The organism is Lachnoclostridium edouardi, assembly GCF_900240245.1.
Classification (GTDB): Bacteria; Bacillota; Clostridia; order Lachnospirales; family Lachnospiraceae; genus Lachnoclostridium_A; species Lachnoclostridium_A edouardi.
The window spans coordinates 852,245-867,324 of record NZ_OESQ01000001.1; the positions used below are offsets into that span (position 1 = coordinate 852,245).

The 15,080-nt window shown below is 43.0% G+C and carries 15 protein-coding genes and 3 tRNA genes; 7 read left to right on the plus strand and 11 right to left on the minus strand.

The annotated features are described in order from the left end of the window. Positions 1-244: 244 nt before the first annotated feature. The 3 genes from C1A07_RS03965 to C1A07_RS03975 all read left to right on the plus strand — a co-directional run bounded on the left by C1A07_RS03965 (position 245) and on the right by C1A07_RS03975 (position 1,706). Positions 245-763 (plus strand): hypothetical protein, encoded by a 519-nt coding sequence (locus tag C1A07_RS03965; protein ID WP_101875947.1) that lies wholly within the window; start codon positions 245-247, stop codon positions 761-763. A gap of 55 nt (positions 764-818) precedes the next feature. Next, positions 819-1,574, plus strand: a complete 756-nt coding sequence (locus C1A07_RS03970) for a TMEM164 family acyltransferase (RefSeq protein ID WP_101875948.1) — start codon at positions 819-821, stop codon at positions 1,572-1,574. 59 nt (positions 1,575-1,633) lie between these two features. Next, positions 1,634-1,706 (plus strand) — tRNA-Thr (locus tag C1A07_RS03975). Between the two features lie 42 nt (positions 1,707-1,748). Here the strand turns inward: C1A07_RS03975 and C1A07_RS03980 are convergent. The 3 genes from C1A07_RS03980 to C1A07_RS03990 form a co-directional block, all read right to left on the minus strand. Further along, a complete protein-coding gene (locus C1A07_RS03980; protein ID WP_101875949.1) occupies positions 1,749-2,573 on the minus strand; it encodes a Cof-type HAD-IIB family hydrolase in 825 nt (274 codons plus the stop codon). A gap of 158 nt (positions 2,574-2,731) precedes the next feature. Continuing rightward, complete coding sequence (locus C1A07_RS03985; protein ID WP_101875950.1) at positions 2,732-3,847, minus strand: aminopeptidase; 1,116 nt, start codon at positions 3,845-3,847, stop codon at positions 2,732-2,734. A gap of 13 nt (positions 3,848-3,860) precedes the next feature. Further along, on the minus strand, positions 3,861-5,282 hold the full coding sequence (locus C1A07_RS03990; protein WP_180952174.1) for a sodium:solute symporter family protein: 1,422 nt from the start codon (positions 5,280-5,282) through the stop codon (positions 3,861-3,863). Positions 5,283-5,447: 165 nt separating this feature from the next. On the opposite strand from C1A07_RS03990, the gene C1A07_RS03995 reads away from it, so the two are divergent. Further along, entirely contained in the window at positions 5,448-6,524 is a 1,077-nt protein-coding gene (locus C1A07_RS03995; RefSeq protein WP_101875952.1) for a M24 family metallopeptidase, read from the plus strand. 10 nt (positions 6,525-6,534) lie between these two features. Here C1A07_RS03995 and C1A07_RS04000 read toward each other — a convergent pair whose 3' ends face one another. The 6 genes from C1A07_RS04000 to C1A07_RS04025 form a co-directional block, all read right to left on the minus strand. Continuing rightward, positions 6,535-7,482 (minus strand): L-lactate dehydrogenase, encoded by a 948-nt coding sequence (locus C1A07_RS04000; RefSeq protein ID WP_101875953.1) that lies wholly within the window; start codon positions 7,480-7,482, stop codon positions 6,535-6,537. Between the two features lie 114 nt (positions 7,483-7,596). Beyond that, positions 7,597-8,337 (minus strand): 23S rRNA (guanosine(2251)-2'-O)-methyltransferase RlmB, encoded by a 741-nt coding sequence (rlmB, locus tag C1A07_RS04005; RefSeq protein WP_101875954.1) that lies wholly within the window; start codon positions 8,335-8,337, stop codon positions 7,597-7,599. Further along, positions 8,334-8,792, minus strand: a complete 459-nt coding sequence (locus C1A07_RS04010; protein WP_101875955.1) for a Mini-ribonuclease 3 — start codon at positions 8,790-8,792, stop codon at positions 8,334-8,336. The genes rlmB and C1A07_RS04010 overlap by 4 nt, the downstream gene beginning before the upstream one ends. Continuing rightward, entirely contained in the window at positions 8,777-10,186 is a 1,410-nt protein-coding gene (gene cysS, locus C1A07_RS04015; RefSeq protein WP_101875956.1) for a cysteine--tRNA ligase, read from the minus strand. The genes C1A07_RS04010 and cysS overlap by 16 nt, the downstream gene beginning before the upstream one ends. Positions 10,187-10,197: 11 nt before the next feature. After that, entirely contained in the window at positions 10,198-10,749 is a 552-nt protein-coding gene (gene ispF, locus C1A07_RS04020) for a 2-C-methyl-D-erythritol 2,4-cyclodiphosphate synthase (protein ID WP_101875957.1), read from the minus strand. 185 nt (positions 10,750-10,934) lie between these two features. Further along, a complete protein-coding gene (locus C1A07_RS04025; RefSeq protein WP_101875958.1) occupies positions 10,935-11,849 on the minus strand; it encodes a diacylglycerol/lipid kinase family protein in 915 nt (304 codons plus the stop codon). Positions 11,850-12,022: 173 nt separating this feature from the next. Between C1A07_RS04025 and C1A07_RS04030 the strand changes: the two genes are divergently transcribed. Beyond that, positions 12,023-12,095 (plus strand) — tRNA-Val (locus tag C1A07_RS04030). A gap of 35 nt (positions 12,096-12,130) precedes the next feature. Continuing rightward, a tRNA-Met gene (locus tag C1A07_RS04035) sits at positions 12,131-12,204 on the plus strand. A gap of 87 nt (positions 12,205-12,291) precedes the next feature. Here the strand turns inward: C1A07_RS04035 and C1A07_RS04040 are convergent. Next, on the minus strand, positions 12,292-12,480 hold the full coding sequence (locus C1A07_RS04040; protein ID WP_101875959.1) for a hypothetical protein: 189 nt from the start codon (positions 12,478-12,480) through the stop codon (positions 12,292-12,294). Positions 12,481-12,726: 246 nt separating this feature from the next. Between C1A07_RS04040 and C1A07_RS04045 the strand changes: the two genes are divergently transcribed. After that, positions 12,727-13,380, plus strand: a complete 654-nt coding sequence (locus tag C1A07_RS04045) for a phosphatase PAP2 family protein (RefSeq protein ID WP_101875960.1) — start codon at positions 12,727-12,729, stop codon at positions 13,378-13,380. A gap of 132 nt (positions 13,381-13,512) precedes the next feature. On the opposite strand, the gene C1A07_RS04050 is transcribed toward C1A07_RS04045, so the two are convergent. Beyond that, positions 13,513-15,075 carry a 4-hydroxyphenylacetate 3-hydroxylase family protein gene (locus C1A07_RS04050; protein ID WP_101875961.1) on the minus strand — a complete coding sequence of 521 codons (1,563 nt, stop codon included), beginning with the start codon at positions 15,073-15,075 and terminating at the stop codon, positions 13,513-13,515. Between the last annotated feature and the right edge of the window lie 5 nt (positions 15,076-15,080).

The following is a 15,080-nucleotide window of genomic DNA, read 5'->3' on the forward strand; positions in this document are numbered from 1 at the left end:
TTTACAATTTCTTCATAAGTTTGATAAATTTTTTTCATATTTAGCTTCTATACTAAAACCATCAGCAAAAGCTGCAATGCAACAAAATGCAAATTAGATTTTTTTCATAATCGCCGGCATACTCAAAAGAGAATGCCGGCTCCTCCCTTTTCTGGGGCTTTTTCCTTTTATTCTGCTTATTCTGCACAATTTGTAATCTTCTGCATATAATAACTTATCAAATTCCTTTCAGGAGGTCTTTTTTATGAGCACATTTACTTCTGTCACCGGCAGAATTACCAGAATGGATTTCCTCACCTATGATGAAAATAACCGCTGCGGCGGGTCCAGTCTCTTTACCATTGACAGCTCTGACCAAGGCACTGTCAATCTGGTTATTACACCCTATACTTATATTTATAAACAGGAACAATTTGAAACTGGAGACAGAATTACCGCCTTTTATTCTTCCTCTGACCCTGCTCCTTTAATTTATCCCCCCAGATATCAGCCATCTGTTCTTGTAAAAACCGGCAGAAACATTCAGGCTGATTTAGACTGGTATGAAAAGACCTCTTCTGACTCGGAAAATTCCCTCACAAATAAAGAAGGCACATTGCGGATTCTTTCCGACGACTCCACCACCAAAGTCCTGCCTAACGGCCAGCCCTTTAACGGCCCTTTGGAAGGGCAGCTGCTTTTAGTTCTCTACGGCCCTTCCACCAGAAGTATTCCTGCCATGACTATTCCGGAAACTATTGTAGTTTTCTGCGACCAGGAATAGACTTTACAAATTCTCCTCCCGTGGTATAATCCCTGGTATATTTAGGAGGTTCTCCATGGAATCATTTTTTAACATATTTGCATGGACAATGGCAACACCTGTTCCATACTCTGCATTTCATATTTTCATTAGTATTACAGGACTTTTTCTTGCTGCTGCAGGAGCCTTTCTGGTATCATCCAGGCTCCCCTGCAGCTGGGTCCTGTTTTTCGCAGGCGTATTTTTAGCTGTAACAGAGGTTTTAAAACAGGGATTTCTCTACTATATTCAGGGACAGCGCCACTTTGACTGGTGGTACTTTCCATTTCAGCTGTGCAGTATTCCTATGTATTTATGCCTTTTGTACCCCTTTGTCTCCTCCCGGCTCCAAAATGTTTTCAGAACCTTTATGGAGGACTTTGGACTATTAGGAGGCATCATGGCCTTAGCAGAGCCTACAGGATTTTTAACTTCATACTGGTTTCTCACCCTCCACGGTTTTATCTGGCATTTTATACTTGTTTTTCTGGGGCTTTTTTCATTTTTTGACCGAAAAAAACATGGACATAATAAATCCGCCGCTGCTTTTCATCAGCTGATGCCTTTATTTTTATTTTGCTGTATCATTGCCACCGGCATAAATATATGGGCGGGCCCTGAGGGAAACGCAGATATGTTTTATATATCCCCATATTATCCCTCCCTGCAGCCTGTTTTCCACCAGGCGGCCCTGATCATAGGAATAATCCCGGGAAATCTGCTGTATTTGGCCGCCGCCTGCCTGGGCGCTTACATTATTCACCGTTTTCTAATTTTCGTCAGTTCCAGTTGACAAATGCCTGTTTTCATGGTAATATATGCAAGGCTTATGAAAATAAGCTGTTATATGTTGCTACTGTGGCTCAGTCGGTAGAGCGTCGCATTGGTAGTGCGGAGGTCACGGGTTCGATTCCCGTCAGTAGCTTAAAAACTCCTGATTGCTCAGGAGTTTTTTGTTTTATAAAAATTATATAGTTCCCTCAATGCAGTGGAGGATTGCCGCTGCCGCCCCGTCTTCCCCATTACCGGGAGCAGTCCAGTCCGTAATCTCCTTCACCCTGTCGTTGGCGTTTCCCATGGCTATTTTATGTCCTGCGTATTTCATCATAGAAATATCATTGTCGCTGTCCCCAATGGCAGCAGTTTCTTCAGGACTGATTTTAAGTATACTGCATATGGTTTCTAACGCCATGCCTTTATTTACCCCTGCAGCAGTAAGCTCCAAACCGCCTCCCAGAGAATGAGAAATCTCCATTTTTTTCTGAGCCCTTAATCTGGACTCTACTTTTTCCCGAATCTCTTTTGGCAGATAATAAATATTCATTTTTTCCACGCCCAGCACCTTAGTAAGAAAATTCCCCAGGTGTTCTACTCCATTGTGATGATGGGACACGTATTCTTTAAACCCGCTGTCATCTGTATAACGCTCTGGATTCTGAATCATCTTTTCCTCAGTATATACTTTTCCAAACCACAAAAGTTCTATATAACATTGAAATCTTCTGGCAAAGCTGACAATCTCCCAGGCGTCGTCAGAGGAAATCATTTTCTGAGCCAGAATATCTCTCTCAGGCAGGTCCCAGATGGTAGCCCCATTAGAGGTAATCGCGTATCTCATTCCCTGTATATCCAGCACAGACTGGGGAATCGTCCATTTTGCTCTTCCTGTTGTAGGCACCACATGAATCCCTGCTGCCAAGGCCTTTTCTATAGCTTCCCTTACGCTGCCAGACAGCTTCTTTTCATTATCCAACGCAGTTCCATCCATATCCAGCGCTATTAATTTAATCATAATGCCGCTCCCTTCCTTCTCTTCATGTACAAGGCATGTGTTGCACACAGCTCTTAACTATGTTTAATCATACCGCCAAACCCTGTATAAGGTCAAGAAAAAACTGTACACACAATTCAGATGATATTCTGATTATATGTACAGTTTAAATTTGCTAACTACAGCAAGTTTTCAGGGTTTAAAGGCAAAAGGCTGTCTAAAACAAATCTTCCATCTTTTCTGATTAACACATTGTCAAAATAAATTTCTCCTCCTCCAAATTCCGGAGTCTGCTGACAAATCAAATCCCAGTGAACAGAGGAATGATTTCCATTGTCTGTGTTATCGTAGGCATTGCCCGGCGTTAAGTGGAAGCTTCCAGCCATTTTTTCATCAAACAGAATATCTAAAATTGGCTTGGTAATTACAGGATTTACTCCAATGGCAAACTCTCCTATGTACCTTGCCCCTTCATCCAGATCTAAAATCTGGTTCATTCTTTCTGTGTGATTAGATGAAGCCTTTACAATCTTTCCGTTTTTAAATGTAAGGCGCACATCCTGATATACAAGTCCGTCGTAGGGAGAGGGAACATTATAGTATATTTCCCCATTTACAGAGTCTTTTACAGGAGCTGTATAAACCTCTCCGTCAGGTATGTTTCTGTTTCCGCTCATAGGGCTGCTGCCGATTCCCTGAATAGAAAAGGACAAATCTGTTCCCGGACCAGTGATCCTTACCTGATCCGTCTGATTCATTAACTCTGCCAATGGCTCCATGGCCCTGGCCATTTTTTCATAATCTAAAAGACATGCTGAAAAATAAAAGTCCTCATATTCCTCTGTACCCATGCCTGCCAGCTGAGCCATAGCATGATTTGGGTAGCGGAGCACTGTCCACCTGGTGTGATTGCACCGCTGGCTTAAATGGAGAGGGCCCCAGTAATATTTTCTGTAAATTCCCATTTTATCATCTGGAATATGATTCCATATACTTACATTTTCCGTGGCCCGAATATCAATATAAGCGTCCATATCTTTCATTCTGGCCATTTCATATGATGTAACATCCTTCATATGCTGCTCTGAGGCCCCGGAAATCATGGCCCCCTCCAGAACATAGTCAAATTCATGGAAAAAGGGCTGCCCGCCTGCCTTGTACGCCTCCTCAATTAAGGCCTTTGCCAAAGCTTGCTCATGGCCGTGAAGTTCAATAAGAATCTTCTCATTTTTTTTCAGCCCTACCGCCCTGTTAATAAGGAAATAAGCAAATTTACGGATTCTCGGATCTTCCATTTATCCAGCCTCCTTATTCTGCAGAATCCTTATATAAATCTTCTATAGGCATACTTCCGGCTGACTGGGTAAGAGCGCTTACAACAAAGATTGTTATTAAGGAAATTGGAACTGTAATAATAGCGCTTTTAATTCCGTATGGAGACTGAAGCGCAACATCCCAGATAATTGTTGATATGCCGCCTGCTAAAATTCCGCAGATTCCTCCTGCCTTTGTAACCTTCTTTGAGAACAAAGCGCACAGCAAAGCCGGAGTAATAGCAGCTCCGTACATACTGTAGGAGTACATCTGAACTGCCAGAACACTTGGGAACAGCATACACAAAGCACAGCCGATTACAGCTACAGCGACTACCATAACTCTTAAAAATGTCAGCTTTTCTTTATCGCTGGCATCCTTCTTCATATATTTAGCCCAGATATCATAAGTAATATTTGTTGCTGCGGACAAAAGATAAGAGTCTGCAGTTGTAATAACAAAAGCTACGCAGGCTGCCATAAGCAGGCCGCCAAACAAAAATGGAAGGTATCCCATTGCTACCTGGAAAATAATCGTATCAGCTGTTTTTCCCTCCGGAATTTCAGGAATCAGGAAAATAGCGGCAGTTACTACTAAAATTGTCAATGTAACAACTGTAACCTCTCCAAAAAACATACCGATGTTAGATTTTTTAGCCTCGTCGCTGCTTTTTGCAGATGAGAAACGCTGCATCATATTCTGATCGCCTAAAATCAGGAAAAATGACGGCACCATATAACCTAAAAGCTGAATCAGATTCAAGGAGGCTGTGGCGCTGCTTTTAGCCTCCGGCAGATGAGTAAAGGCATAGCCGATTCCGCCAACCTGACTGTACAGGAAAGGAACGGCAAATAAAAATCCGCCAACCATTAAAAGAGCGCTTAAAGCGTCTGTATATGCAACTGTCATCATACCGCCGCTGACTGTGAGAATTACTATGCCTACCGCTGCTATGACTGTAGCCAGTCCCTGATCCATGCCAGTAGTAACATTAATAATCTGTCCTGCCGCTTTAAACTGAGTTGCAGAAATTCCTATGTAAGCTAAAATAATGCAAATTGCGGAAATCATACTTCCTGTTTTTCCATATCTGGCCTCAAAAATCTCAGGAATCGTGTACTTTGCGCTTTTGCGCACCTTTCCCGCTACAAAATATAATGCAATAATTCCCAGTGGCGGGCCTAAAAAGTGAATAATACCCACGTAAGGTCCATAGGTGTGAATAACATTGGGGGAACCTGTTACTCCCCCGCCTCCGCACCAGGAAGCCAACAGTGTTCCCACCAATACAATAAATGGCAGGCTTCTTCCGGCAACTACGAAATCCTCAGAGTTTTTTACCTTGCGGTGTCCAATATAAAGACCTACAAGTACCAGGATCACTAAATATGCCAGAATCACATACAAATAGCTCATACTCATTACCTCCTAAAAAGTTGAAAATTTACTTTATTATAGCAAAGTAAAAAAGTCCTGTCAATTTTCTTTATATCTTGTTTTTACACAACGAATGTATTATGATGAAAAATAAGTCAGGCAAAAAATAAAATTTTTTGATAAAATCTGAATAGGAGGATTTATATGAATAAACAAAGACTTGAAAAAGTGCTGGGTTATATGAAACAAGAGCACATACCTCAAATGATTATCAGTGATCCCACAGCTATTTATTACTTAACAGGATATCTTCACTATCCCTGGGAAAGAATGTTTGCCCTGTATCTTTCTGAAACAGGAAACCACAAAATATTTTTAAATACTTTATTTACTGTTCCTGATGATTTGGGGGTTGAAAAAATATGGTATTCAGACGGCCAGGACTGCGCCGCCCTGCTAGCTAATGTCACTGACCACAATAAGCTTTTAGGCATTGATAAGGACTTTCCGGCCCGCTTCCTTCTTCCCCTTATGGAATATCATGGAGCCAGCAGCTATACAGTGGCATCTAAATGTGTAGATTACGCCCGTTCCTGCAAAGATCTGGAGGAGCAGGAAAAAATGAGGGCTGCATCCAGAATCAACGACGCATGTATGGAAGCCCTTCCTGAAAAAATCAGAGAGGGCATGACGGAAATAGAACTGGCGGATATTGTACTTTCCCTTTATAAGGAGCTGGGGGCAGACGGCACCAGCTTTGCTCCTCTCATCGCCTTTGGAGCCAACGCCGCTGTAGGTCATCACGAGCCTGACAATACAGCGCTAAAAAAAGGAGACTGTATTCTCATTGACATTGGCTGTACAAAGTACCACTACTGTTCCGACATGACCCGCACTTTTTTCCTGAAATCTGTCTCTGCGCATCAAAAGGAAATTTACAACCTGGTGCGCCGGGCAAATGAAGCTGCGGAAGCTGTCATCCGCCCAGGCGTCAGGTTCTGCGACATAGATAAAACTGCCAGAGATATTATTGCCGCCGCAGGATACAGGCCTAATTTTACTCACAGACTGGGACATTCTATTGGAATCCAGGACCATGAATTCGGGGATGTGTCCGGAGTCAACACAGACTGTATAAAGGAAGGCATGTGCTTTTCTATTGAACCGGGAATCTATGTGAAGGGAGATACCGGAGTGCGAATAGAAGACCTTGTTATTGTAACAGCCGACGGCTGTGAAATTTTAAACCGAAATTCTAAGGATCTGCTTGTGCTGCCATAGGCTTTTACTTTTAAAATATTCCTTCATAGCTGTCTCTTAGAATTTTACAGGAGTCCGCCAGCTGTTTCTCCTCCTCCTTTGACAGGGAAAGGGGGAGAACACGGCTGACTCCGTTTTTATTTATAATTGCAGGCACGCCGGCAAAAACATCTCTTTGCCCATATTCTCCCCGCAGCATGGCGGAAACAGTTAAAACGCTGTTCTCATCCCCTAAAATAGCTCTTGTAATTCTGTTCATCGCCATTCCAATTCCATAATATGTGGACTTTTTCGCTTCTATAATTTTGTAGGCGGCAGTTCTCACCTCTTCTGTAATTTCCTGCAGCTTTTCCTTATTCACTCCCTGCCCGTCTCCTCCTTTTAATTCCAGCACAGGCTTAGTAGCCAGCATAGCCTGGCTCCAGGGCACAAATTCACTGTCCCCGTGCTCTCCTATTACATAAGCGTGAACATTTCTGGGATCAATGCGGAAATAATCTCCTAACAGATACCTTAATCTGGCTGTATCTAAAGTAGTTCCTGTGCCCAGAACCCTTCCAGGATTAAATCCGGAAAGCTGCCATGTAATTCTGGTCATAATATCTACAGGATTTGTAGCTACCAGGAAAATCCCGTTAAACCCAGAGGTTGTCACCGGCTGAATAATAGAGCGGAACACAGAAGCGTTTCTCTTTAACAGATCCAGCCTTGTCTCCCCTTCCTTCTGAGCTACTCCGGCGCAGATGACTACAATATCCGCATCCCCGCAGTCCTCATACTCTCCGGCATAGATTTTCATATTAGAACCGGAGAAAGCCAGACCGTGATTTAAGTCCATGGCTTCACCTTCTGCCTTTTTCTTGTCTATATCAATTAGTACCAGCTCATCACAAACGCTTTGATTCAGCAGGGAATACGCATAGCTCATGCCTACCATTCCAGTTCCCACTAAAGCAATTTTTCTGTTATCTTTTCTCATGCCCTTTCATTGTCCTTTCTAATTTATTGCAAAAAAGTATAAATCCTGCTCCCTTCAGTTACTTTTATAGTATCTGCAAGAAACAGGATTTATACATTTTTATATGATTCTCTTTTACATCATTCTCTGACGGACAATCTCATATGCCAGCACTCCTGCTGCCACTGAGGCATTCAGGGAATCAATATTTCCCTTCATTGGAATAGAAGCAGTCATATCACATTTTTCCTTAATTAATCTGCCTACTCCCTCTCCCTCATTTCCAATTACAAGACCAATCGGTCCCTTTAAGTTCATGCGGTACATTAACTCTCCGCCCATATCTGCGCACACAAACCACAATCCTCTTTTTTTCAGATCATCAATGGCTGAGCCCAGGTTTGTAACCTTGGCTACAGGAGTATAATTTAAGGCTCCCGCCGAGGTTCTGGCAACTGTGGCCGTCAGCCCTACAGCTCTTCTCTTAGGAATAATTACTCCGTGGGCTCCCGCCAGATTGGCAGTACGGATAATAGCGCCTAAATTGTGTGGGTCCTCGATGCCGTCCAGTAAAAATATAAACGGAGGCTCTCCCTTTTCTTCTGCTATTTTTAAAATGTCCTCCACCTCTGCATATTCGTATGCAGCTGCATAAGCTACAACGCCCTGGTGATGGCCTGTAGACGATATTTGATCTAATCTTTCCTTAGGCACAAACTGTATTAAAGAATCATGCTTTCTGGCCTCTCTTAAAATTGTCTGTACAGGACCGTCCTTACAGCCGTCTAGCACAAACAGCTTGTCGATTGTTTTCCCGGAACGGTAGGCCTCCAGCACTGCGTTGCGGCCTTCTATGGTTAGTTCTTCATATCTCATTTTGTTTTCTCCTGACTATTATCTTCCAACAGGCCTAAACGCTCCAGCCCCAGCATAGTCAGCCAGGCAAGGCGCTGTGTGCGCCCCTGTAAATACAGCCACCCGGCCAGGGCCTCAAATCCTGTGGCCATTCTGTAGTCCTGCATGGTGGCGTGCTTTGCCATAGTAGCTGAGTTGGCGTTGCGGCCTCTTTTATAAACAGCCATCTCCTCTTCTGTAAGCTCCTTCTCCACTGCTTTAAACAGATTTGCCTGGGTCTCCGCCTTCACAAGGCTGGAAGTCTTTTTATGCATTTTATTCACCTGCATACTTCCCCTGTTCATCACCTTGGTGCGGATCAGCAGCTCGTACACCGCGTCCCCCATATAGGCCAGGGCCAAAGGGGAATACATGTTAGGCTCTATCTCCTGAAGCTTTAATATGTCTTTTAGGCAGCTGTTTATGCTCTCTTCCATTTTACACCTTCTCTGGTATCTTCCAGAATAATTCCCTTATTTAACAGCTCTCCTCTGATCTGATCTGCCAAAGCGAAATCCTTATTCTTTCTGGCCTGCTGTCTTGCAGCGATCATCTCTTCAATTTCACTGTCCAGAATTTCCTCTTTCTTTTCTGTAATAATTCCCAGCACATCACAAAGCTTGCCGATTGTATTTCTCAGCTGGGACACATAGACCTTGGAGCTGTTTTCATCTGCCGTTGAATTAGCCAGCTTTACAATTTCAAATATTGCTGAAATTCCGTCTGCAGTATTAAAATCATCTTCCATGGCAGCTTCATATTTTCCCACTAAGTTATCTAATTCCTTTTTGCCCTCCTGCTCTTTATCCTGAAGCTCTTCCCCGGAGGCGTTCTTTAAAAGATCATCCAGCTTTCCTGTACAGTTTAAAATTCTCTCCAGACTATTTTTAGAAGCTTCCATTAAATCTGCGCTGAAATTTAACGGACTTCTGTAGTGAGCGCTGAGCATAAAGAATCTAAGCACCTGAAGATCATATTTTTCACCGATCTCTCTTACTGTAAAGAAATTTCCTAAAGATTTGGACATCTTTTTATTGTCAATATTTAAAAATCCATTGTGCATCCAGTATCTAGCAAACTCTTTTCCATTAGCCGACTCGCTTTGAGCAATTTCATTTTCATGGTGAGGGAAAATCAAATCCTCCCCGCCTGCATGAATATCAATCTGCTCTCCTAAATATTTTTTGGACATCACAGAGCACTCAATGTGCCAGCCTGGACGTCCCTCGCACCATGGAGACTCCCAGTATGGCTCCCCGTCCTTTTTAGGCTTCCACAGAACAAAGTCTGAAGGGTCTTCCTTGCCCTCTTCTCCTGTCACCTTAATCTCCCTGAACCCTGACTGAAGATCATCCAAATTTTTGTGGGACAGCTTTCCGTACTCCTTAAAAGAGTTCGTTCTGAAATAAACGGTTCCGTCGGCAGCCTGGTAAGCATGGCCCTTTTCAATCAGCTCCTGAATCATATCCAGCATACCGCAGATCTCTTCTGTAGCCAAAGGATGCTTTGTAGCCGGCTTCACATTCATAGCCTCCATATCTTTTTTGCACTCTGCAATATAGCGCTTAGAAATAGTGTCCGCGTCCACTCCCTCTTCAATAGCCTTCTTAATAATCTTATCGTCTACATCTGTAAAATTAGATACAAAATTTACATCATAGCCCTTATATTCAAAATAACGTCTTACTGTGTCAAAGCAAATCATGGGCCTTGCATTTCCAATATGAATAAAATTATATACTGTAGGGCCGCAGACATACATTTTTACTTTTCCCGGTTCCAGGGAAATAAAATCCTCTTTTTTCCTTGTAAGTGTATTAAAGATCTTCATAATAATCTCCTTTATTCTATATTCCGGCAGCCTCCGCAGCCGGGGCAGCTACCTTTTTCTTCCTGCATTCTATCATAATAGCAATAATCCTGCACTGTCGTCAACAGGGTAATTGCAGAAGATGAAATCCCCTGCCCCCTTCCTGTAAAGCCCAGCCCTTCTTCTGTGGTAGCCTTAACCCCTATCTGATCCTTTTCTATATGAAGAGCCCGCGCCATATTTTCCCGCATCTCTTCCCTGTAAGGGGCCAGCTTAGGCCTTTGGGCCACTACTGTAGCGTCAATATTTTCTATTACATAGCCCTTTTCCTCCAAAAGCTTTCCCACATGCTCCAGAAGCTTTATGCTGGAAATATCTTTATAAGCCGGGTCCGTGTCAGGAAACAGCTTTCCAATATCTCCTAAAGCCGCCGCCCCCAGCAGGGCGTCCATTACTGCATGAACTAAAACGTCTGCGTCTGAATGGCCTAACAACCCCTTTTCATAAGGAATATCCACTCCTCCTAAAATCAGCCGTCTTCCCTCTACTAATTTATGCACGTCATAGCCTTGTCCTATTCTCATAATTGTTCCTCTCTTCTATATATATTGCAGCCAGCTTTTTAAGCCCCTTCTCTGCAGATGCCGTCTTAACTGATGAGAGGCATATTTCTATATTATATTATCCCGGTCTGAGCACTGCGGAATATTATTAATACAGAACTATGCCTCCTGCTGCTTCTTCTCATCTTTCTCCTTTTATCTTCAGCCTATACAATCATTCTCAGCTTTTTCTGTATACACCTAAGCTGAATTTCTGTCTGCATCTGGCAGCTTTCACCGTCAACGTGAACGGCCATAGGCCTGTCCACATGAATCTCCACTTCCCTGCACTCATAATTTCTCATGCCCTTATAACGCTTATGTCTCCCTATAAAAGCATTGGCTAAGGCAGGAATCATTCCCCATTTGCTAGAATTATGGGCCACACAGAGAGTCAGCTTTCCGTCACTGTAATCAGCCCCGGGAGCAAAGCGGAATCCGCCTCCCTCAAAAGGATGAATATGGACTGACACAAAATAAATATGATTAAACTCTACCTTCTGGATTCCGTCCAGCACTAAATATCCCTTAGCCGGCCTGGCCACCAAAAGCTGTTTTATCCCAATAAGCAAATATCTGAGGAAACGAAGCTGAGGCTTTCCTCTAAAGGAATACATCATATCGTGACAGACTGCCCCATCCAGACCAATCCCGGCGCTGACGGCAAATCTTCTGTGAAATACCTCTTCCTTTCCATAGGAAATAACGCCATAATCTAAAAGCTTATGATTTCTCGGATATAATATTCTTTTTAAGCTTCTGCCGCTGTTCTCAGGAATCCTCAGACTTTTGGCAAGATCATTCCCTGTTCCCGCCGAAATAAATCCCATAGTAACAGAGCTGTGAAAACACAGACCATCCAACACCTCGTTTACAGTGCCGTCTCCGCCTACCGCCACAATGGTCACAGGTTCCCTGCAGCCTTCTGTCAGCCGCCTGGCAATCAGACTAGCCTCCCCAGGCTCCTTTGCCAGAAATATCTCATACTCTACACAGGCCTTCCCCAAATGTCTTTCCAATTTTCTGCATATTTTATATCCCTTCCCATTCCCAGAATGCGGATTAATAATAAAATAGTACATGGAAAAACCTCCTGTTCTTAACTAGTTTATAGTATACCATAAAACGTAAAAATGAAAAAGAAAATTTCTATAAAATATTTTCAAAAAAGTGTTGACAATTTCGACAATACGGATTATACTATCAAAGCAGTCGGGAATGAGACAGCAACAAAAAGTGACAAGCTTAAACTTCTGGGGTCTTAGCTCAGCTGGGAGAGCATCTGCCTTACAAGCAGAGGGTCACAGGTTCGAGCCCTGTAGGCCCCATTTCAAAAGTTTTCTCAGTCACTTATAATTCATATGGCGGAATAGCTCAGTTGGCTAGAGCATACGGTTCATACCCGTAGTGTCGAGAGTTCAAATCTCCCTTCCGCTACTAAAAAAAGTCCTTGGTTTTCAAGGACTTTTTTATATTACAAATTTAAGTTTCTACTGTCAGGCATTCTGCCTGCCTTATTATTATTTACTGTCTGGAAATTTCCATATTTATACTCTTCCACAGCAATGCCATTTCCAAGTTGATTGCCGCTGTCTCATCATCAATATAATGCAGTCCTGTCAAATTTATTTTTCCCTGTAAAATTTCCATTGCCTGAAACATATCTTCTGCAGCCTGAGCGGACTGATAAATTACGTCTGAACCTATTATCATATGTATCACCTATTGGATCATATCATGCCAGTAGTATTTCTACAATTATAATAAATCGCGTGTTATTACATATTTCGACAAATGTGATATTTCTATTTTTTCTGCATACAATACCTTTAAATCTAATATTTTAAATGGAAATATAAACCACTGGTTAATTTTTCTTAACGTTTTATTAACGGCCTTGTATTCTCATTTTTATTGTGCTATAATCCGTGAAAAATCAAATAGTAAGGAGGCAGGACCATGAAAGCTTTTATTAATAAATATAAACATGCATGGGTATTACTTTATGGTTTTATCTATCTGCCATGGTTCGCTCATCTGGAAAAGACCGTGACAAAATACCACATTATTCATGTGGCTTTAGATGACTATATTCCTTTTAATGAATATTTTGTCATCCCTTATTTCTTTTGGTTTATTTATGTTGCGGGAGCTATGATATACTTTTTCTTTGTCAACCGGAAGGATTTTTACAAATTATCCACATTTTTGTTTACCGGAATGACAATCAGCCTGATTATATGTACCATCTTCCCTAACGGCACTGACTTCAGACCTGCCATTAACCCGGATAAAAATATTTTTACTCATATTGTAGCATGGCTTTACAGCACAGATACCTGTACCAATGTTCTGCCAAGTATTCATGTGTACAACTCTATTGGAGTTCACATAGCTGTTCTTCAAAGCGAGACTTTGAAAAAGCATCGTGGAGTGCGTATATTCTCCGGCTTTGCTATGACCGCTATATGCCTTTCCACTGTATTTTTAAAACAGCACTCTGTAGTGGACGGACTGGCGTCTATTACTATGGCTTATTGTATGTACGGACTGGTGTACGGCCAGGCTTATATGTACAGCAGAAGAAAAGCTGCGGAAAAAGCCCTCGGCTAACCGATTTGTTCTATAATAATATATGTTCTAAAATAATATAAAAAGCGGTATTGATTTTTCAGCAAAATTCAATACCGCTCTTATTTCATATTAATATTTCTTCTTAATATTTCTGTATCATCTATTTATGTATTATCCCTGTGTCTTTTTGAACCGCTCCAGCATAGCCCGCGGCGTCGCAGTTGCCCTCTCGTATCTCGGGCACTCTACCCCGTCGAAGCCGGCAAGATATTTTGCGATTTTCTTCAGTTCTTCCAGGTCGTAACGACTCATCATAGTGATGGTTTCCATAAGCGGAGAACCGCCGCCGTGTACGCCTGCCACGCACTGTGCGCCCTCAAATGCGTCGCAGAGTTTATCCTCCATCATCCGCATTACGCGGTGCGTTTCTTCTGCGGTGTACTCCGGATTACGCATAATGTATTTGTTGCAGAGTTCCGCCGTCTCTGGTGCGAAGAAGCTCTCCTCTGTAGGAAGGGAAGCACAGATACCGCCGGTCAGATCCGCCAGGATTTCATACTCATGGTAGATGTTATGGCCTGCAAGCCTTCTTCCTGCGTTTGTCAAAATCTCATCCGGCACCCAGGAGCCGTTGGGGAACTGAATTGCGCGGTATGCGCTGGCCTGCCCTGCCGCGAATACAAGCTCTGCAATTCCGATAATATCGCATAATTTTTCTCTTACATGGGACGCTTTCGCAATGTCGTTTACATCCGCTACAAGCGCAGCCTGGGAAGCAATAATCTCAGAAACCGCCGTCTTACAGCCTGTGTAGGAATGTCTGTGGAAATGTGCGAACATCAGCGCCAAATATCCTGCATACTGTACCACATCCGGGTTGTCGTAGCCGTTTAAGAAGATTCTGTCCTCCGGCACGAATACGTCATCGAAAATTGTCAGGGATTCCACGTCGCCCACCTTGTTAAACGGAGCCTCTAAATGTTTTCTCTTGTGGTGCTGACCTGGAAGTGCCATCAGCTTCATGCCTGGCCAGTCGCCTGGAAGTGCAAACGAAATCGCATAGCCTTCATCCCCCCGTCCCATGAATTTCGTCGGTGTAACGATAATTTCATCTACATACGGAGCGTTGGAATTACAGATTTTTGCACCGCGGACAATCACGCCTTTACATGGCTTTCCGTCCACGCCCACGCCGTCTACGTCTGTCTTAATTACATGTACAAACATATCCGGGTCCGGCTGTTCATGCGCCCTTTTATATTTGGAGTTACGGCTTCCTTTTACGTCCGTCTGGGCGCAGTTGCAGACAAGGTCGTTCTTCTGGCAGTATTCCAGATATTTATTAAATCTCTCGTGATATTTTGTTCCCGTCGCCTTGTCGCAGTCGTAGGAAACAACCGCGATTGCGTTCAGCGCGTCTGTCCCCATACATCTCTGCATACAGCCTCCTACATGGTGGCAGATCAGACGGGTCATAAGCTGTTTCTTCAGCAAATCATCCTGAGACTGGTGGATATGCGTACAGCGGTTGATTTTCTCCCCGGTCAGGTGGGACGTTGTAGTACACACATCCTCGTACTGTGGGTCATTTGCCATGTCATAGCAGACCTTCATTACATAACATCCGCCTTCAATCCAGTCGCCGTTTCTGTCCACGCATTTCCCGTCAATATATACGTTTGGTCTCATTTTGGAAAGTCTTTCCCTGTAAGCTTCATAAGTTCCAATGGCCATTTTCT